The following is a 19,532-nucleotide window of genomic DNA, read 5'->3' as shown; positions in this document are numbered from 1 at the left end:
TCCCGTAGACTGGACCGGCCGGGGACCGGTAAGGCTTTGCCACGTTGCCTCAGGCAGCGCTGCCACCGGTTTCCGGCGCTACGTTTTGCTGGTTTTGCTGGTGCCGTCTCGCGATGGAGGCCTCGACCCGCGTTCGATCGTAGGGGATCTGATCGCGGAGCATGACGTAGATGATGTCCGACATCCGCCGTGCCACCCGTTTGATGGCCTCGATCTTCGACAGTCCACGTCGGCGGCAGCGCTCGTAATAGGCTTTGGCCAAAGGGTCGTGGCGCACTGCCGCAAAAGCTGTCAGCCACAGGGCGCGCTTGAGCCGGTGATTGCACGCACGACGAGCGCGGTGCTGCTCGCGACCGCCACTCTTGTGGGCCGCGGGGGCGGTGCCGTTGTACTTGGCGAAGGCGTGTCGGTTGCGAAAGCGGCGGATGTCCCCCACCTCACCCAGGATGGTGGCTGCCACAATCTCGCCGACGCCGGGTAGGGTCTCAAGCTGCTGGCCGGTGGCCGGGAGGAGTTGTTCCCGCAGCAGGCGGCGGAGCCGGAGCGTCCGCTCGTGGATCAGGAGCAGTTCCTGGCACAGCTGGCGAATCAGCTCGGCCTTCAATTCCAGCACGAGGGTGCAGGGCCGGCTCTGGAGCTCTGCGGTGGCGGTCAGGATTTGGGCGGCCCGCTGCTGGAGTTGCTCACGACGCCGGTGGCGTCGCACCGGTCCTGTTTTGCCGCCTGCCAACTCCTCGAGCACCTCGGCCAGCGCTTCGGGAGTGAACCCGCGCAGCATCTGCGGCACGGGGAAGCGGGCAAAGAACCGGAGCGCCCACGGCCGTCCGAGCTTGCCGAAGAACGTCTCGTAGGCGGGCAGATAGGTGTCGGACAACTGCCGGTGGAGCCGGTTGAGCGCTCGGGTCCGCTGCCGCGCCAAATCCTGCAACATACGGGCCGTTTCCCGGATGGATGTCGCCAAACGACTTGCTTCCGTGGCGTCGGGCAGGGTGTCGCCCCGGCGGAGCACCACGGCCGCGATCGCCCGCGCATCCACACGGTCATCCTTATCCTGGCCGTAGAAATCCTTCTGGCGATGCGTCCATAGGGGGTTGACAACCCGCACCGTCCGCCCACGCGCCTGCAAAGCTTCCACCAGAGCCTGGCCGTACCGGCGGTGATCCTCGACGCCGTAGACGATCCGGGCACGGTACTGACGGGCCAAGTGCGTGACCTTGTCATCAAGGCGCGCAAACGCCGACGGTTCGTTGGGAATGGCTTCGTCCAGCACCACCCGGTCTGGGTACAACACGGCCACGGCATGATGGGTCCGTTTCGCGGGGTCAATCCCCACCGCGAGGATCCGCTGTGCCACGGGCGTTCCCCTCCGCAAGAACTCGTGGTGCCCGGCCGGTGCGCTCAGGTATCAGCGTTGGGCGCAGCGCTCTCTCGTCACCAGCCGGGACGGTCGGGGAGGGTGGCCCGCACACAAAAGCCTTCACCCCAACGGGTGGGCACGACACGCACGAGCCTTGCCCTCCCCGCCGTTCCCTACGGCCGGGAAGAATTGGACTCCTTCTACCGGCCCACGCCATCTTGTCATACCTGACACGACCAGTTGCGGCGCGTGTACCGTGATCCTGGACGGGCGGCCCGTCAAGTCGTGCACGGTGTTCGCCGTGCAGGTGGACGGCAGCGAGATCATGACGGTGGAGGGCCTGGCCCAGGACGGCCAGCTCCACCCGCTGCAGAAGGGCTTCTGGGATCAGCACGGGCTCCAGTGCGGCTACTGCACGCCGGGCATGCTGATGACCGCCTACGCCCTGCTGCAGCGCAATCCGAACCCGACGGAGGAAGAGATCCGGTTCGCCATCTCCGGCAACCTGTGCCGGTGCACCGGGTACCAGAACATCGTCAAGGCCGTCCAGCAGGCCGCGGCGGAGCTCCGGGGGGAGACCCCGGCCGCTGCAGCTGGCGAGGACGTGGCTGTCGCCGCGGAGCCGCAGGCGCGAGGGGGGAACTGACCGATGGCGGTTGCCGAGCGCGTTCTTGGCCAGCCCGTAAAGCGGAAGGAGGACCCGCGCTTCATCCAGGGCGCCGGCCGCTATCTGGACGACATCGTGCTCCCGCGCATGCTCTACATGGCGATCGTGCGCAGCCCCTACGCCCACGCGCGGGTCAAGGCGGTCCCCAAGGAAGCGGCGCTGTCCGTTCCCGGGGTCGTCGCCGTGATCACCGGGGAGGACCTGGAGAAGGCCGGCCTGGCCTGGATGCCCACGCTGGCCGGCGACAAGCAGATGGTCCTGGCAGTGGGCAAGGTGCTCTTCCAGGGCCAGGAGGTGGCGGCCGTGGTCGCCGAGACCCGCGAGGCGGCCTTCGACGGCGCCCACGCCCTGGCGCAGGTGGTGGAATACGAGCCGCTGCCGGTGGTGGTCGACCCGTTCAAGGCCCTGGAGCCCGACGCGCCCATCCTGCGGGAGGACCGGGAGCAGAAGACCAACCATATCTGGCACTGGGAGGTCGGCGACCGCGACCGCACGGAACGCGCCTTCGCCGAGGCGGAGGTGGTGGTGCGGCAGGAGGTCTCCTACCCGCGTGTGCACCCCGCGCCGCTGGAGCCTTGCGGCTGCATCGCCGACTACAACAAGGCCACGGAGCGGCTGACCTTCTACGTCACCTCCCAGGCGCCCCATGCCCATCGCACGCTGCTGGCGCTGGTCTCCGGGTTGCCCGAGCACAAGATCCGGGTGATCTCGCCGGACGTGGGCGGCGGCTTTGGGAACAAGGTGCCGGTGTACTCCGGATACGTCTGCGCGGTGGTGGGCTCGTTGCAGCTGGGCCGGCCGGTCAAGTGGGTGGAGACGCGGACGGAGAACCTCCAGAGCACCCACTTCGCCCGCGACTTCCACATGACGTGCGAGATCGCCGCCGACCGCGACGGCAGGGTGAAGGCGCTGCGGGTCAAGACCATCGCCGACCACGGCGCCTTCGACGCCGCGGCCAACCCGTCCAAGTTCCCAGCCGGTCTCTTCAGCATCGTGACCGGGTCCTACGACTTCCCGACTGCCTTCGTCGAGGTGGACGCGGTCTACACCAACAAGGCGCCCGGCGGTGTCGCCTACCGCTGCTCCTTCCGGGTGACCGAGGCTTCGTACCTGATCGAGCGGACCATGGATGTCCTGGCCGACGAGCTGGGGATGGACCCGGTGGAGCTGCGCCTGAAGAACTTCATCCCGCCGGAGAAGTTCCCATACCCGTCGCCGCTGGGGTGGACCTATGACAGCGGCAACTACGCCGAGACGCTCAAGAAGGCGATGGACATCATCGGGTACTGGGATCTCCGCAAGGAGCAGGAAGAGAAGCGGAAGCGCGGCGAGCTGATGGGCATCGGCGTATCCACCTTTACGGAGATCGTCGGTGCCGGGCCGGCCCATACCTTCGACATCGCCGGCATCAAGATGTTCGACTCCTGTGAGATCCGCGTGCACCCCACGGGCAAGGTGCTGGTGCGGACCGGCGTGCGGCACCAGGGCCAGGGCCACGAGACCACCTTCGCCCAGATCGTCGCGGACGAACTGGGGATTCCCGTGGACGACGTCCTGGTGGAAGAAGGCGACACCGATACGGCACCTTACGGCCTGGGCACCTACGCGAGCCGCAGCACGCCGACGGCCGGCGCTGCCACGGCCATGGCGGCACGCCGCGTGCGGGACAAGGCACGGAAGATCGCCGCCCACGTGCTGGAGGCGTCCGAGGAGGACGTGGTCTGGGAGAACGGCCGCTTCCACGTGGCCGGCGCGCCCGGGCGGTCGGTGACCTTCCAGGAGGTGGCCTTCGCCGCTTACACCAACCCGCCCGAGGGACTGGAACCCGGCCTCGAGGCCGTCTACTACTACAACCCGCCCAACCTGACGTTCCCGAACGGCGCGTACATCTGTGTCGTGGACATCGACAAGGGCACCGGGCAGGTCAAGGTGCGCCGCTTCGTGGCGGTCGATGACTGTGGCACGGTCATCAACCCGATGGTGGTGGAAGGGCAGGTCCACGGCGGGCTGACCGAGGGCTTCGGCATCGCGTTCATGCAGGAGATCGTCTACGACGAGAACGGCAACAACCTGTCGAGCGATTTCTCCACCTACCTGCTGCCCACGGCCATGGAGACCCCCAAGTGGGAGACGGACCGCACGGTGACGCCGTCGCCCCACCATCCCATCGGCGCCAAGGGCGTTGGCGAGTCGCCCAACGTCGGCTCTCCGGCCGCCTTCGTCAACGCGGTGGTAGACGCCCTCTCCCACCTGGGCGTGCGCCACATCGACATGCCCATCACGCCGTGGAAGATCTGGAAGATCCTGCGCGAGCACGGGATCGAGTGAGGCGGGTTCGCGGAGGGCCGCCGGCAGGCCGGCCGGCGGCCCTCCGGGGCGGGCCCGTGTCCCGCCCCGCAGCCACATCATCCGTAGAGGGGGAAGAGACGGCATTGCACCTGCACTACGACGGTGAACTGACCATCGAGGCCCCGCAGGAGAAGGTCTGGGCGTTCATCAACAATCCCGGCCAGGTCGGTCACTGCCTGCCCGATCTGCAGGAACTGAACGTCAAAGATGACCGTCACTTCGATGCCGTGGTGCGCATCGGGGTCGGCCCCGTGCGCGGCCGGTTCAAGATGGAGGTGGAGCTGCAGCCGGAAGAGGCGCCACGCCGCGGCGGCCTGCGGCTCCGGGGGAGCGGTATGGGGAGCGGGCTCCAGTTGACCGCACGCATCGAGCTCGAACCCGCGGGGGAGGGCGCGACCCGCTTTCGCTGGGGAGCGGACGCGGATGTCAGCGGGCCGCTGGCCACGGTGGGCGGCCGGCTGCTGGACAACCAGGCCCGCAAGATCACCGAGCAGCTCTTCGCCACGATTCGGGCCAACCTGGAGGATCAGGCGGGTTCCGCCTCAACCGGCACGGGTGGCGCTGGCGGGGGGGCTGAATCCGGTGGAAGTGGGAACGGCGGGGCGACCTGACGCAGTTCTGGCCCGGGCGGCGGCGTTGCGGGCCCGGGGCTATTCCTTCGCCCTGGCTACGGTGATCCGGCGACGTCCCCCCGTTTCGTCCAGAGCGGGGGACAAGGCGCTGATCACCGCGGACGGTCGTATCGAGGGCTGGATCGGGGGCAGCTGCTCCGAGTCCATCGTCCGGCGGCAGGCGCTGGCGGCGCTGGCCGACGGGCAGCCGCGCCTCATCCAGATCCGTGTCGACGTACCGGCCGATGCCGCCACCGCCGAGGAGAGCGACGAGGGGCAGGAACCCGGAGCGGCCGGCGGGGAGGGGGACGCCCGGGTCGTCACCGTCGCCATGACCTGCCCCAGCGGCGGCGAGGTGGACGTATACATCGAGCCCTTCGTTCGGCCGCCCCAACTGATCGCGTGCGGCGATACGCCCCTCGCCTACGCTCTGGTGCAGATGGCCGCCATGGTGGGCTTCGAGCCCGTGCTGGTGTACGGCCGGGAGGCGCCGCCGGAAGCTGCCGTGCCCGGCGGGCGGGCCATCTCCGTGGATGCCCTGGAGGACTTCGAGCCGGTGCCGGAAGCGTACGCCGTCGTGGCGACGATGGGGCACTTCGACGAGGAGTGCCTGCAGCGCTGGCTCGCGGCCGGCGTTCCCTACGTGGCGCTGGTGGCCAGCCGCAAGCGGGCGGCGGCCGTCAAGGAGGTGCTGGCCGGGGCGGGCGTGCCGGCCGCCGATCTGGAGCGGGTCCGCAATCCGGCCGGCCTGGACCTGGGGGCCGTCACCCAGGAGGAAATCGCCGTCTCCATCCTGGCCGACATCATCCGGCAGCGGCGGGCCCGCTTGCGGGCCCACGCGGGGATGGTCGTCGGCGATGAGGTCGCTGCCAGACTCGGGGCCGAAGGTGCCGGTACGGCAGCGGGCGCCGCGGAGAGAGCCGCCGAGCAACCCGCGGCTTCCACGACCCACACGGCCTCCCGGCCCGTCTCGACCGGCGCTGCAACGCAGGTGGCTGCTGCAGCATCCGGGTCAAGGGCGGCGTCAGACGGGGCGGCAAAGGAGGCCGAACTTCCCGCCGTCGCTCGCGATCCGGTGTGCGGCATGGAGGTCGTGCCCGGGGAAACCCGCCACGTGGCCGAATACGAGGGGCGGCAGTATTACTTCTGTTGCCCCCATTGCAAGGCCACCTTCCTCAAGGATCCGGAGCGCTACGTCGAAAGCGCCTGATGGCAACCGCACGTGACGGCACAATCGCCCAACCGCCACGCCGGGACCTGTCGGCCGCCAAGGCCGACAGGTCCCGGCATTCTTGTTTGACTGGCAGGCCGCTCAGGCGCTGTCCCACCAGTCCCGGATCTCAGGAGGGAGGGCGGCTCGCACGGCCTGCTGGGTGCCCGCATCGAGCCGCTCCTTGAGGGTGGCGAAGACCGCCTGCATCCGGGTGGCGGCGTCGTCGTCCATGTACGCGGCCACCAGATCCAGGCCGCCCACCGTCTGGTCGTAGCCGTACTCGGTGTCCATGTGGTTGACCAGCGGCCCTACGAAGACCTGGCGGTCGATCAGCGGGTCCGGCCGGTCCGGTGCCCGTGCCAGTTCGGCCGCCAGCTCGGCCGGCAGGGCGGCCGCCAGGGCGCCCGCGGCTTGCCGCCCCAGCACTTGGGCCATGCTCTGCAGGGTCATGCGGGTGGCGGCCGCCGCCTCCTCAGACGATCCCATCCGCCCGCGCCGCTGTACCGCCTGGTAGATCTCCCGCGCATCCACGCCAAGGACGCCTCCTCCGAAGAACTCAGAAGAACTCGGCCTTGAGCCGCTCCAGCCCCTCCTCGCCCAGCTCGTCCAGCGGGCGTTCCACGATGGGTGGGTCTACGGGGAGCCCGGGCACCCGCTCCTCGTAGGGCTCCGACTTGTCGTTGCGCCAGAGGATGCCGATGGGGATGCGGTCGCCCCACTCGTTGCACTTCGCCCAGGCCGCCTCGGGGTCCGTGGGGTCGTGCCCCTCCTCCTCCACGGAATAGGCCCGCTCGGCGTACCAGTCGTAGGTGTTGAGCTTGTTGAAGGTCACGCAGGGCTGGAGCACGTCGATCAGGGCGTAGCCGCGGTGCCGGATGGCGGCGGCGATGATGTCCGCCAGCTGGTTGGGCTGGCCGGCGAACCCCCGGGCGATGAAGCTCGCCCCGGCGGCGAAGGCGACCCGCGTCGGCAGCACGGGGTCCTCGGGCGCGCCGGTGGGCGAGGTGGTGGTCTTGAAGCCGCGCTCGCTGGTGGGCGAGTACTGCCCCTTGGTCAGGGCGTAGATCTGGTTGTTCTCAATGATGTCCGTCAGGTTGATGTTCCGGCGCATGGCGTGCAGCCAGTGGTTGCCCCCGATGCCGTACCCGTCGCCGTCGCCGTGGACCACGATGACGTGCAGCCTGGGGTTGGCCAGCTTGATGCCCGTGGCCACCGCCAGGGGCCGGCCGTGGATGGTCATGAAGCCGTTGGCGTGGATGTAGTCGGGCAGCTTGCTGCCGCAGCCGATGCCGGAGACGATCATCACCTCGTGGGGCCAGATCTCGAGGTCCACCAGCGCCTTCTTCAGGGCGGTGAGGATGCCGAAGTCGCCGCAGCCCGGGCACCAGGTGGGCCGGTGGTCGCTGGCGTAGGCCTTGACAGTGAGCCGCTCCGCCCGGTCGGCCACGGCCGCGCGGGCGCCCGTGCGGGCTCCCCCCGCGGCAGCCCGCGCCCCGCCCAACCCGGTGCCGGTGCCCCCCGCCTCGCCGCCACGGAACGCGGCGGGCGGGACCTGGGCCGCCGGCCCGTCGCCCTCCCTCCCCTCTCCGGACGAACCGGCCCGCGCGAGGCCGTCGCCCCCGGCCCCGTCCTGGGCCGGCCGGCCGCCGAAGGCCGCGGCCGCACCGGATCCCGGGTGGGCGGCGTCCGCGCGCCCTGCGTCGGCCCGGCCCGGGCCGCCGGCCTCGGCACCGTCCGCCCCCATGGGCGGAGCCTCCCCCTCGCGGCCGGCTCCGCGGTCCGGGTCGACCCGCTGCGCCCTGCCCCAGCCGCCGCCGTGGGGCGAGGCCGGCCGCTTGACCGCCCCGTGGAACTCGTTGGCGGCCCCGGTGGCCGCGTTCGTCCCACCGGGCTTCCCAGGCCGGGCAGCGGGGCTTGTGCCGGCGGCCTCCCCAGCGCCGGGGGCTGCGCCGGTGACGCCCGTCCCCTCGGCGTGGGGGCCTGTGGGCTGGCCACCCTGTCCGGCCGAGACGGCCGGGGGCACGCCGGGGGCCATCCCGTGGCCCGTGCCCCGTTCCTGGTCTTCAGGCATGGACCGGCACCTCCCCTTCGATCTGGGTCAGGATCTCCTGGGGCGCGATGGGGCGTCCGTCGAACTTGTTCACCGTGGCGTGGACCTCGAACCCCGTCATCATGCGCAGCAGCCGGGCGAACTGGCTGGTGTAGTTCTGCTCAACGGCCACGGCCCGGCGGATCTTGGGCAGCTCGGCCAGGGTCCGCTCCACCGGGAAGGGCCAGAGGTCGGTGAAGTGCAGCAGGTTCAGGCGACCCCCCTCGCCCTTGTCCCGGTTGAACAGGTCCACCGCCTCCCGGCACGGCCCGTAGGTGGAGCCCCAGCAGATCAGCGTCAGGTCCGCGTCCTCGGGGCCGTACCAGGTGGGGCCGCGCATCTCCGCCTGGGCCGTGTCCAGCTTGCGCATGCGCTTCTCCATCTGCTGGCGGCGGTTGCGGATCTCCTCGCTGATGTGGCCTTCCTCGTCGTGCTCGTCGGTGGTGATGGCGTAGACCGCCTTGGGGTGGCCGGGGATGGCCCGCGGCGAGATGCCGTCGTCGGTGTCCTTGTAGCGCAGGTACGGGCCGTCCAGGCGGTCCAGCTGCTCGTGGGTCCAGGTGGTGGCGCGGTCGTGGCGGACGTCGTCCCACCGGAAGGCGTCGGGGTCCACCGACCGCAGGTGGCTCGACAAGAATTGATCGAGCAGCACGATCACCGGCGTCTGGTAGTGCTCGGCGAAGTTGAACGCCCGCACCGCCGTCTCGAAGCACTGGTCGACCGTTCCTGGCGCGAGCACGATGCGGGGGAACTCGCCCTGGGAGGCGTGGATGGCGAACAGCAGGTCGCCCTGCTCGGTCCGGGTGGGTAGCCCGGTCGAGGGACCGCCGCGCTGGGAGACCACCAGCACCACCGGCACCTCCACCATGCCCGCCATGCCCAGCGCCTCGACCATCAGGGAGAAGCCGCCGCCGGAGGTGGCGATCATGCTGCGGGCGCCGGCGTGGCCGGCGCCGATGGCCATGCAGATGGCGGCGATCTCGTCCTCGGCGTGCTTGGTGACGATGCCGAGTTCGTCCGCGTGGGCCACCATCCACTCGAACAGGCTGGTGCCGGGGGTCATGGGGTAGGCAGCGACGAACCGGCAGCCGGCCGCCACGGCGCCCAGGGCGAAGGCGTGGTTGCCGTGCAGCACCATGCGGCGCGGCCGGCCTCCCGGGTCGGGCAGGGTGTAGGGAAAGTCGCCCGCCGCGTCCCGGGCCAGCTTCCAGCCTTCCCGCACCACCTTGAGGTTGGCTTCCACCACCCGGTCGCCCTTGCTGGCGAAGTTCTCCTTGATGACCGATTCCAGGTACTCGATGTTGTAGTTCATCAGCCCTGCGGCGGCGCCCAGGGCGGCGGTGTTCATCATCACCTTGCTGCCGTGCTTTTTGGCGACCTCGGCCAGCGGCAGCGGCAGCGGCCGGACGTGGTGGCGGCGCAGCGCCTCGGCGTCCACGTGGCGGAAGCCCTCGTCGTAGATCACCGCCGCGTCGGGGGCCAGGTTGTCCAGGTGGATCTTGATGGTCTCCTCCGTCAGGGCGATGAGCACGTGGACGGGGTCGGCGTGGGAGTACAGCGGCCGGTCGGCGACGCGGATCTGGTAGAAGTTGTGGCCGCCGCGGATGCGCGAGCGGTAGTCCGTGATGCTGAAGACGTGCAGGCCGCTGCGGGCCAGCGCCTTGGTGAAGCCGGCCCCGCTGGACTCCACGCCCTGCCCGGCGTCGCCGCCGATGGTGAGGCTGAGGTCCAGCGCCCCCGGCACGGGGCGGTCCCCGCCGGGTGCGCCGCCCACGGCCGTGGCCAGGGCGGACGCCGGGGCACCGTCGTCCGCGGTTCCGCGCACCCCGCCATGGCGCGACGATCCCAGGGCTCGGGACCGGGCGTGGTCGGTGGACATGGGCAACCCTCCCCAATGCGTGGCATTGGTCAGGATGCCGAAACGGAGGGGGATTATACCCCGGCGCCCGCCGTGGCGCCGGCCGCGGCGTCGGCGGTGGCTCCACGACGTGCCGGTCGCGCCGCCGGTCCATCGCCTCCACGATCACCGCCTGCGCCCGGCTGTCGGCGGTGGCTCCACGACGTCCCGCTCGCGCCGCCGGGGCCGGGACCCCCGGCGACGGGACGGCGGCGGGCCGCCCGCCCGTTGGTCGGCGGGCCCCTTTGCACTACCATGGGGCTTGTGGCCACGGGCGGGGCCTGCGGCGCCCGGCGCTCCGCGCCGGGTGGGGGTGCCACCCGACGGGAAGCGGGCTGGCGCCGCCGTGGATCCGCGGGGAGAGGCGATGCGCATGCCGGGTGCCTTCTGGGCGTTGGCCGCCGGCCGGTTCGTCAGCGCGCTGGGCGACGGCTTCTTCTTTCCGTTCATCGCGATGTTCCTCCAGCAGGTGCACCGGCTGCCGCCGGAGCAGGTGGGCGTCATCATAAGCACCGCCGGGGTGGGCTCGCTGCTGGCGCGGCTCCCGGCGGGCTGGCTGACGGACCGGCTGGGGTTCAAGCCCGTAGTGGTCGGCGGGCTCGCGGGCGCCGGGTTGGCGGTGGTGGCGGCGGGGTGGGCGCCGAGCCCGTGGGCCTTCGCGCTCTGCTACGCGGCGATGAGCGCGATGGTGTGGGGGTCCTTCCCCGCCCTGCTGCACGGCGCGGCGCTGCTCGTGCCGCCCCGGCGGCGGGAAGAGGCCTACAGCATCTTGAACCTCTTGTCCAACGCCGCCATCGCCGTCGGGCCCGTGCTGGGCACCTACGTGGTGGACCGTGACATCCGGCTGATCTTCCTGCTGGACGGCGTCTCGTTCCTGGTGTTCGCGGCCGTGGTGGCGCGGTGGGTGCCGGCCCGGCGGGAAGGGGGGGCGGTCACGGCGGCACGGTCATCGGGTTCCGGGACGAACGCGGCCCCCCGCGGCGCCCCGCGCCCGACGGTGGGCCGCGGGGGGTGGGGCCGGCGGGCGCTGCGCTCGGTGGCGGGCTTCTTCCCGCCCCTGGGGTACCGGGCCTTCTGGCAGCTGGCGGTGGGCGCCCTGGCCATGAACCTGATCTACAGCCAGATGAGCTCCAGCCTGCCGCTGGACCTGCACCGGCGCTTCGGCGAGGTGCCCTGGTACGGCTGGCTGTGGACGCTGAACGGGGCGATGATCGCGACGCTGCAGTACCCGGTGACCCGCTGGGCGCAGCGGTACGACGCGCGGCCGCGCCGGGTGGCGGCAGCCCTGCTCTACGCGACGGCCGCCCTGATCATCCTGGGGGCGCGGCCCGTGGCGCCGTTCTTCTTCGCCTTCGTCGCCCTGACCGCCGGCGAGATCCTGTTCACCCCGCTGCTGCAGGCGAGCGTGGCCGCCATGGCACCGGCGGGGCAGGGGGGACGCTACCAGGCGGCCGCCAGCCTGCTGTTCGGCTTGGGTTGGACGCTGGGGCCGGCCGTGGGCGGGGCGCTCCTGGGCGCGGGCGGGCCGCGGCTGCTGTGGCCGACGATGGCCGCCCTCGGCCTGGCGGCCGCCGCGGTGTTCGGCCTGGGGGCGCTGGGCGCGGGGGGCCGCGCCCAGCGCCCCCAGGGCCAGGCGGTGGGGGCCGGCTGACGGGCCGGGGCGCCGCCCGCGGGCCGGGCCCGGCCCAAGGCCCGCGCGGGTCGCCCGGCGCCGGACGGCGCCGCGGCGACCCGCGGCGCCGGGCGGACCCGCGGCGCCAGGCGGACCCGCGGCGCCAGGCGGACCCGCGGCGCCGGGGCCGAAGGGGCGCTTCCCGCTCCCGCCCCGGCGGCGCCGCCGGGGCGGGAGCGGGAAGCGGCGAAGGACCGCCTGCCTCCGGCGGGGAATCCATCCCGGGAATCGACGGGGCACGCCCGTCCCGAGGCCGGAGGGACGTCCTGCCGCCGGGGCATCCGCCCCTGACGCCGGGGGAATCCATCCCGCGACCGGGGGCATCCGCCCCGTGACGCCGGCGGGGAGTCCCCCGCGGGGCCGGGGAGGGGGTGGGGCGATGGGCCATCTGCGGGTCGACGAGGACGGCGCCGTGGTGACCGTCACCATCGACCGTCCCGAACAGCACAACGCCATCGACTTCGCCACGTGGCGGGAGCTGGGGTCCATCCTGGACGACCTGGCCCACGAGGCCCGGCACTACGACGGCCTGCGGGTGGTGATCCTGCGGGGTGAGGGCGGGCGCGCCTTCTCGGCGGGATCGGACCTCAAGGAGTTCGCGACCATGACCATCGACGAGGTCCGGCGCTGCTTCCTCACCATGGAGCAGACCATCAGCAAGGTGGAGCACCTGCCGTATCCCGTCATCGCCGCCATCGGCGGCTACGCCCTGGGGTCCGCCTTCGAGCTGGCCTGCGCCTGCGACCTACAGGTGGCGTCGGAGCGCGCCCGGTTGGGGATGCCGGTGGCACGGCTGGGGATCATGCTCAGTCCGGAGTTCACCAAGCGGCTGGTGGCCCTCATGGGCCCCAACCAGGCCAAGGACCTGCTCTTCACCGGCCGGCTGCTGGGCGCCGCCGAGGCGCGGGCGCTGGGGTTGGTGACCCACGTGGTGCCCCACGACGAGGTCGACCCCTTCGCCCGGCGGCTGGCCGAGACCATCGCCGCGCTGTCGCCCTCGTCCATCCGGGCGGCCAAGCGGTCGGTGCTGCGCTCCCAGCCGGCGCCGCCGCCCGACCCGGCAGGCGAGCCGGTCCCGTACTACATCGACGAGGACGACTTCCGCGAGGGCGTCCGGGCCTTCCTCGAGAAGCGGCCCCCGCGCTTCCGGCGCCCGGCGCCGCCGCGAGCCGGCGACTGACGCCGGCCCTGCGGTGGAGGAAGACGCGGCGGCGGAGGAGGAAGGGGACGGGCCATCGCGAATGGCGCGGAGGGTGTGCGTCCGCAGGGGAGCAGGGCGGCGGGGCCGTCCGCGGGCCGCGTTCCCGGCGCCCGTGGCGCCGGGAACGCGGCCGGGCAGGGGACGCCCCGGCGCCGAAGGCCAGGGGCGGACCGGCAGCGACGACCGGGAGAATCGACCGGGTGACGCCAAGGGGGCTTGCCGTGGTGCAGGCGAATCGAGGCCGGGTGATGGGATACCTCCCCCAGGATCGTCCACCCCTGGGGGCCCTGGTGAGCCTCGGCTTCCAGCACGTCCTGACCATGTTCCCCGCTACCGTCCTGGTGGCCATCTTGACGGGGTTCGACGTCGGGGTGACGCTCTTCGCCTCGGGGCTGGCCACCATCGTGGCGGTGCTCGGTTCGCGGGGGCGCATCCCCCTGTACTACGGGGGCAGCTTCGCCTACATCGCGCCCGTCAAGACGGTGGCCGACGCCAGCTGGGGCGGCCTGCAGGTCGCCCAGGTGGGCGTGGTGGCCACCGGTGTGGTCAACGGGATCGTGGGCTGGCTGATCCAGCGGGCTGGCAAGGCGCGGCTCGACCGGATCCTGCCGCCCGCGGTCACGGGCGCCGTGGCCGTCGTCATCGGCATCGCCCTGGCCAAGACGGCCATGGACATGGCCTCCAAGCACTGGGGCATCGCGCTGGCCACCCTGGTGCTCACCATCCTGTTCTCCGTCTACCTCCAGGGACGCGGCCTGTGGGGCATGCTGCCGGTGCTGCTCGGGGCCGCCTGCGGGTATGCCCTGGCGGCGGCCATGGGCTACGTGGACCTCACCCCCGTCCGCGAGGCGCCCTGGTTCGCGGTGCCGCGGTTCCAGCTGCCGGCTTTCACCGCCCCCGGCGCGTGGCAGGCCGTGTTGGCCATCGCCCCCGTCGCCATCGCCACGATCCCCGAGAGCACGGCCCACCTCTACCAGATCAGCCTCTACGTGGACCGCCTGGCCGAGGAGATGCAGCGGCCGCCGCTTCGCATCAAGGAACTGATCGGCCTCAACCTGGTCCTCGACGGCCTGGCCGACGTGGTCCACGGGCTGCTGGGCGCCTCCTCGGGGACGAACTACGGCGAGAACAACAGCCTGATGGCCATCACGCGGAACTACTCGACGGCGGTGCTGGTGGCGGCCGGGGTCATCGCCATGGCCCTCGGCTTCTTCAGCAAGCTGGCCGCCCTGGTGGCCACCATCCCCGAGTTCGTCACCGGGGGGCTGGCCATCTACCTCTTCGGTGTCATCGGCATGCAGGGCATCGCGCTGATGATGGCCGAGCGGGTGAACCTGTTCGACCCGCGGCAGCTGGCCATCGGCGCGGTGATCCTGGTGATCGGGATCGGCGGCAACGCCTTCGAGGGCGGCAACATCCCCGTCGGGGGCGTGCGCCTCCCTGCCATCGCCACCGCCGCCGTGGCCGGCATCCTGCTGAATCTGCTGTTCCTCGCCCTCGACGGCCGGCGTGCCGGCGGGCGCGGGCCGGCCGGCGCCTCCTCCCGCCCCGCGCCCGCCTCCGCCGGCGACGACTGACTGCCGTCAGCTGGCCTGCCCCATCGCCTCCTCGGCGAAGTGGCACGCCACCCAGTGGCCGGGTCGGATGGGCCGCCAGGCCGGTTCCTCCCGTCGACACCGGTCCTGCGCCAGGGGGCAGCGGGTGTGGAAGCGGCAGCCGCTGGGCGGCCGGGCGGGGCTGGGGACGTCGCCCCGCAACACGATGCGCTCCCGCCGCCGCTCCGGATCGGGTTCCGGGATGGCCGACAGCAGCGCCTGCGTGTAGGGATGGGCGGGCCGGGCGTAGAGCTCGTCGGCGTCGGCCAGCTCCACCAGCCGCCCCAGGTACATGACGCCGACCCGGTCGCTGACGTGCCGCACCACGTTGAGGTCGTGGGCGATGAAGAGATAGGTCAGCCCGTACTCGCGCTGCAGCTCCATCAGGAGATTCAGGATCTGCGACTGGATGGACACGTCCAGGGCGCTGACCGGCTCGTCACAGACCACCAGCCGCGGGCGCAGGGCCAGGGCGCGGGCGATGCTCAGCCGCTGGCGCTGGCCGCCCGAGAACTCGTGGGGCAGCCGGCGGGCGTCCTGGGCCGTCAGGCCGACCCGTTCCAGCAGTTCGGCGACCCGGCGCTCCCGCTCCCGGCGGGGCACCCCGTGGACCACCAGCGGCTCCGCGACGATCTGGCCCGCCGTCATCCGCGGGTCCAGGGAGCCGAAGGGGTCCTGGAAGATGATCTGCATCTCCCGCCGCAACCGCCGCAGGACCCGGGCCGGGAGGCGGGTGATGTCCTGGCCGCGGTAGCGGACCCGGCCTCCGGTCGGCTCCACCAGGCGCAGGATGGTGCGCCCGGTGGTGGTCTTGCCGCAGCCGCTCTCGCCCACCAGCCCCAGCGTCTCGCCCTCGTACAGGTCGAAGGAGACGCCGTCCACGGCGCGGATGAACCCCTCGACCCGCCCGAAGACCCCGCGGCGGATGGGGTAGTACTTCTTCAGGTCGCGCACCTCGAGCAGCGGCGTCGACGAGCCCGACGCCCCCGCGGCCGCCGCCGCGGCCGGGGGTGGGGAGCCGCCGGGGTGGGCGGCCCGTCGCGCGGCCCCCAGGGCTGGGGCACGGGTCACGGCGCGGTCACCTCCTGGACCGACGGCGCGTGCAGCCAGCAGCGGGCGCCGTGGTCGGGCTCCAGCTGGACCCAGGGCGCCGGCTGGCTACGGCACACCGGCATGGCCTCGGGACACCGGGGGGCGAAGGGGCAGCCCGGCGGCCGCCGGGAGGGGTGGGGGACCGCCCCCTCGATGGCCGGCAGCGGCGCCTTGCGCGGCGTGTCCCGCCGGGGGATGGAGCGGAGCAGGCCCGCGGTGTAGGGGTGGCGCGGCCTCTTGAAGACTGCGCCCACGGGCCCCTCCTCCACCACCTCGCCGGCGTACATCACCACCACCCGGTCCGCCATCTCCGCCACCACCCCCAGGTCGTGGGTGATGAACAGGATGCTGGTCCCCAGCCGGTCGCGCAGCGCCCGCAAGAGGTCGAGGATCTGGGCCTGGATGGTCACGTCCAGCGCCGTCGTGGGCTCATCGGCGATCAAGAGGCGCGGCCGGCAGGCGACGGCCATGGCGATCATCACCCGCTGCCGCAGACCCCCCGAGAGTTCGTGGGGGAACTGGTCCATGCGCCGTTCGGGGTCGGCGATGCCCACCTGGCGGAAGGCCTCGAGGGCCAGGGCCCGGGCCTCGCGCCGGCTGCAGCGGCGGTGCACCCGGATGGCCTCGGCCACCTGCTCGCCGCAGGTGTAGACGGGGTTCAGGCTGCTCATCGGCTCCTGGAAGACCATGGCGATCCGGTTGCCCCGGATGCGCCGCATCGCTCGCTCGCCGGCCTGGGCCAGGTCCATGCCCTCGAACCGGATCCGCCCCCGACGGATCCGCGCCTGGGGTTCGGGAAGCAGGCGCATGATGGACAGGGCGGTGACGCTCTTGCCGCAGCCGCTCTCGCCGACCAGCGCCACCGTCTCGCCTTCCCGGATCTGGAAGGTGGCGCCGCGGACGGCGTCGAAGGGCCCGTCTTCGGTCTCGAAGCGGACCCAGAGGTCCTCGACGGCCAGCACCGGCGCCGGGGCACCGGCGCCGGGCGCCTCCGGCGCCGACCGCCCGGGAGCCCGGGCGGGAGCGTCGCGGCCGTGCGGAGCCGGTCCGCCGGGTTCGTCCCGCTCCGGCGCCAAGGTTTGGCCAGGCCGTTCCGTCACGCCGTCGCACCTCCTCCTCGTGGACCGGGGTCGCGCCCCCGGGTCTTGGGCCGGGGGCGCACCGTCCGCGTCTCCGCGGCCGGGTCGCGCCCTCCGCGTGGGGGCGCACCCGGCGCACCCTTCGAGTCTCGGAACGGGTCGCACCCTCCGGACGGAATTGCGGGTCACCGGAACCCGCGGTTCACAGCCCCAGGGCGACGCCGCCGTCCCGGGGGTCCGCCGCACCCTCGTAGACGCCGCGATCCAGCACGCGGATCAGCATGGCGGATCCCCCGGCCGCCCAGGGGCCGACGCCCCGCAGCACATGGCCCCGCCGCAGCAGCTCGGCGGCCGTCTCGGCCGGGAAGCGCGACTCCAGGCGCAGCTCGAGGGGCGCCTTGAGGCTGATGGGGTCGGTGCCGGGGAAGCTGGTCCAGCGCGGCGCCGCCACGGCGCGATAGGCGTCCATGCCGAAGTCCAGCACGTTGACCAGCACCTGCAGGTTCCACTGGGGCTGGCCGTCGCCGCCGGGCGTGTTGCCCACCAGCACCAGCTCACCGTCGCCCAGCCCGTCGCTGCCGGCGCCGCCATCGCCGGCCCGGGCGCCGGCGGAGGGGGTCGCGGGACCACCGCCCGCGGTTAGCGCGTCCGCCGCTCGGGATCCCGCCGTGGCCGGCGCCGGCGCCGGCGTGCCGTCGGCATCCGCCGCGGCCGGCGCCCGCGTGACCAGGTAGGTGTTCAGCGTGTGCATGGTGCGCTTGCCCGGCGCCAGGCCGTTGGGGTGCTCCTCGCTCAGGACGAACCCGCGCCCCGCGCGGTTGTTCAGCAGGATGCCGGTCCCCCGCGCCATGACGCCCGCCCCCCAGAGGGCGGAGATGCTGTGGATGAACGAGACCGCATTGCCCTCGGCGTCGACGACGACGAAGGAGGTGGTGTCGCCGTCCACCTCGCCGGCCGCGGGGGCGTTGTTGGCCCGCTCCAGGTCCAGATCCCGCCGGCGGCGGGCGGCGTACGCCTTGCTGAGCAAGCGGTCCACCGGCGCCTTGACGAAGCGCGGATCGCCCAGGTAGGCGTTGCGGTCCGCGAAGGCCAGCTTCTTGATCTCCACCAGCAGGTGGACCACGTCGGGATCGGTGGGCGACTTGCCGGCCAGGTCGAAGCCCTCCAGCAGGTTCAACATCTCCAGCAGGATCAGACCCTGGGACGGCGGCGCCGTCTCGAACACGCGATAGCCGCGGTAGGTGGTGACCAGCGGCCGGTAGACCTCGACCTCGAATGTGGCCATGTCCTCGGCCGTCAAGAGCCCGCCGGCGGCCCGGGAGGCGTCGCCGATGGCCCGGGCCAGCTCCCCCTTGTAGAAGGTCTCGGCGCCCCCGGCGAGGACCCGTTCGAAGCTGCGGGCCAGGTCGGGATTGCGCAAGATGGTGCCCGGTCGGGGCCGGGGGCCCGCCGCCAGGTAGACGGCTGCCGCCTCGGGATCCCGGGCCAACTTGTCCGCGCCGGCGGCGATGTTGGCCGCCAGGCGGGCATCGATGGGGAAGCCCTCCCGGGCGTAGCGGATGGCCGGCGCCCAGAGCTCCTCCAGGGGCCTGGAGCCGAAGCGGGCGTGCATCTCCAGGTAGACGCCGACGGCGCCGGGGACGGCGACGGACCACCAGCCCTCGAAGGGCATCTCCGTGTGGCCCGCTGCCCGGTATCGCTCCACGGTGGCGGCCATCGGCGCGGGGCCGCTGCCGTTGAAGGCCGTCACCGTCCGGGTGCGGGCGTCGTAGACCAGGGCGAAGGCGTCGCCCCCCAGGCCGCACATCTCGGGCATGGTGACGCTCGTCACCGCGGCCACGGCCAGCGCGGCGTCGACGGCATTGCCGCCGCGGGCGAGCACCGCCAGGCCCGCCGCGGTGGCCAGGGGCTGGCCCGTGGCCACCAGCCCGTTGCGGGCCCAGACGGGGCGTCCGGGATCCGACGTCAGCGCGGGATCGATCATGGCGCTCACCTCACGATGCGTGTTTCGACGGTGGGATCCGGGGAGGGGCCGGGGGGCACGGTGGCTCCGTCCCGCACCGCCACCCCGGGCGCCTCCTCCGTGCACCGCCGTCCCCGACGGTGCCCCAGCGGCAACCGGCGCTAGATCCGGAGCACCGCGCCGGTCACCAGGGCCAGCGCCACCACCAGCGCCGGGTTGACTCCCGCGAAGAGCAGCACGGCGCTGACGGCCCCGATGATCCAGGTGGCGGCGCCGGGGAAGGAGCGGGTGCCCAGATCCCACGCCACCTGGAGCATCAGCGCCACCGCCACGGGCTTGACGGCGTTGAGGGCCCCGGCCACCGCCGGCGAGTGCCGGTAGGCCTGGAACAGGCCCACCAGGGCGATCATGGCGATGGCGGTGGGCGCCACCGCGGCGGTGGTGGCCACCAGCAGGCCGAGGAGACCCGCGACCTTGAACCCGATGAAGGCGGCCAGCTTAGTGGCGATGGGCCCGGGCAGGGCGTTGCCCAAGGCCAGCGTCTCGGCGAAGCCGGGTTCGTCCATCCAGTGATACCGGTCGACCACCTGTTCCTTGATGAAGGGCACGACGCCGGGACCGCCGCCGAACCCCAGGAGGCCGCTCTGCCCGAAGGCCACGGCCAGCTGCCACAAGCGCTCCCACGACACCGGCACCCTCGTCCCTCCTTCCGAGCAGGACCGCCCCCCGGACGGACCCGGGCCGCGG

General features: G+C 72.6%; 15 protein-coding genes. 7 read left to right on the top strand and 8 right to left on the bottom strand.

The window, feature by feature from the left end:
• Positions 1 to 49: 49 nt before the first annotated feature.
• The gene (locus Q5761_RS07560; protein WP_318750096.1) at positions 50 to 1,354 is read right to left on the bottom strand and encodes an IS110 family transposase; all 1,305 of its coding nucleotides are present in this window, start codon (positions 1,352 to 1,354) and stop codon (positions 50 to 52) included.
• Positions 1,355 to 1,511: 157 nt separating this feature from the next.
• Here Q5761_RS07560 and Q5761_RS07555 point away from each other — a divergent pair, with 157 nt between their 5' ends.
• From Q5761_RS07555 to Q5761_RS07540, 4 genes are all read left to right on the top strand, one after another.
• The gene (locus Q5761_RS07555) at positions 1,512 to 2,003 is read left to right on the top strand and encodes a (2Fe-2S)-binding protein (protein WP_413084495.1); all 492 of its coding nucleotides are present in this window, start codon (positions 1,512 to 1,514) and stop codon (positions 2,001 to 2,003) included.
• A gap of 3 nt (positions 2,004 to 2,006) precedes the next feature.
• Positions 2,007 to 4,352, top strand: coding sequence for an aerobic carbon-monoxide dehydrogenase large subunit (locus Q5761_RS07550; RefSeq protein ID WP_318750095.1), 2,346 nt, complete (start codon positions 2,007 to 2,009; stop codon positions 4,350 to 4,352).
• A gap of 104 nt (positions 4,353 to 4,456) precedes the next feature.
• Positions 4,457 to 4,984: a carbon monoxide dehydrogenase subunit G gene (locus Q5761_RS07545; RefSeq protein WP_318750094.1), complete on the top strand. Its 528-nt coding sequence runs from the start codon at positions 4,457 to 4,459 to the stop codon at positions 4,982 to 4,984.
• Positions 4,956 to 6,194 (top strand): XdhC family protein, encoded by a 1,239-nt coding sequence (locus tag Q5761_RS07540; RefSeq protein ID WP_318750093.1) that lies wholly within the window; start codon positions 4,956 to 4,958, stop codon positions 6,192 to 6,194. The genes Q5761_RS07545 and Q5761_RS07540 overlap by 29 nt, the downstream gene beginning before the upstream one ends.
• A gap of 102 nt (positions 6,195 to 6,296) precedes the next feature.
• Here the strand turns inward: Q5761_RS07540 and Q5761_RS07535 are convergent, their stop codons facing one another.
• The 3 genes from Q5761_RS07535 to Q5761_RS07525 are packed head-to-tail and all read right to left on the bottom strand — an operon-like array spanning position 6,297 to position 10,165.
• On the bottom strand, positions 6,297 to 6,728 hold the full coding sequence (locus Q5761_RS07535) for a DUF2267 domain-containing protein (RefSeq protein WP_006903632.1): 432 nt from the start codon (positions 6,726 to 6,728) through the stop codon (positions 6,297 to 6,299).
• Between the two features lie 25 nt (positions 6,729 to 6,753).
• The gene (locus Q5761_RS07530) at positions 6,754 to 8,268 is read right to left on the bottom strand and encodes a 2-oxoacid:ferredoxin oxidoreductase subunit beta (protein WP_318750092.1); all 1,515 of its coding nucleotides are present in this window, start codon (positions 8,266 to 8,268) and stop codon (positions 6,754 to 6,756) included.
• Positions 8,261 to 10,165, bottom strand: coding sequence for a 2-oxoacid:acceptor oxidoreductase subunit alpha (locus tag Q5761_RS07525; protein ID WP_318750091.1), 1,905 nt, complete (start codon positions 10,163 to 10,165; stop codon positions 8,261 to 8,263). The genes Q5761_RS07530 and Q5761_RS07525 overlap by 8 nt, the downstream gene beginning before the upstream one ends.
• Positions 10,166 to 10,556: 391 nt before the next feature.
• Here Q5761_RS07525 and Q5761_RS07520 point away from each other — a divergent pair, with 391 nt between their 5' ends.
• From Q5761_RS07520 to Q5761_RS07510, 3 genes are all read left to right on the top strand, one after another.
• A complete protein-coding gene (locus Q5761_RS07520; protein ID WP_318750090.1) occupies positions 10,557 to 11,834 on the top strand; it encodes an MFS transporter in 1,278 nt (425 codons plus the stop codon).
• Between the two features lie 400 nt (positions 11,835 to 12,234).
• Positions 12,235 to 13,035, top strand: a complete 801-nt coding sequence (locus tag Q5761_RS07515) for an enoyl-CoA hydratase/isomerase family protein (protein ID WP_318750089.1) — start codon at positions 12,235 to 12,237, stop codon at positions 13,033 to 13,035.
• 221 nt (positions 13,036 to 13,256) lie between these two features.
• Entirely contained in the window at positions 13,257 to 14,633 is a 1,377-nt protein-coding gene (locus Q5761_RS07510) for a uracil-xanthine permease family protein (protein ID WP_318750088.1), read from the top strand.
• Positions 14,634 to 14,639: 6 nt separating this feature from the next.
• Here the strand turns inward: Q5761_RS07510 and Q5761_RS07505 are convergent, their stop codons facing one another.
• The 4 genes from Q5761_RS07505 to Q5761_RS07490 all read right to left on the bottom strand — a co-directional run bounded on the left by Q5761_RS07505 (position 14,640) and on the right by Q5761_RS07490 (position 19,480).
• Complete coding sequence (locus tag Q5761_RS07505; RefSeq protein ID WP_318751629.1) at positions 14,640 to 15,614, bottom strand: dipeptide ABC transporter ATP-binding protein; 975 nt, start codon at positions 15,612 to 15,614, stop codon at positions 14,640 to 14,642.
• A gap of 104 nt (positions 15,615 to 15,718) precedes the next feature.
• Positions 15,719 to 16,843 (bottom strand): ABC transporter ATP-binding protein, encoded by a 1,125-nt coding sequence (locus tag Q5761_RS07500; RefSeq protein ID WP_318750087.1) that lies wholly within the window; start codon positions 16,841 to 16,843, stop codon positions 15,719 to 15,721.
• A 181-nt stretch (positions 16,844 to 17,024) separates the two neighbouring features.
• Positions 17,025 to 18,806, bottom strand: coding sequence for a gamma-glutamyltransferase family protein (locus tag Q5761_RS07495; RefSeq protein ID WP_318750086.1), 1,782 nt, complete (start codon positions 18,804 to 18,806; stop codon positions 17,025 to 17,027).
• Between the two features lie 140 nt (positions 18,807 to 18,946).
• Positions 18,947 to 19,480: a chromate transporter gene (locus tag Q5761_RS07490; RefSeq protein ID WP_243123384.1), complete on the bottom strand. Its 534-nt coding sequence runs from the start codon at positions 19,478 to 19,480 to the stop codon at positions 18,947 to 18,949.
• Positions 19,481 to 19,532: the final 52 nt, after the last annotated feature.

Origin of the sequence: Thermaerobacter composti (assembly GCF_033582035.1) — a bacterium.
Taxonomy (GTDB): Bacteria; Bacillota; Sulfobacillia; order Thermaerobacterales; family Thermaerobacteraceae; genus Thermaerobacter; species Thermaerobacter composti.
This window is presented reverse-complemented; position numbering and strand designations above follow the sequence as displayed.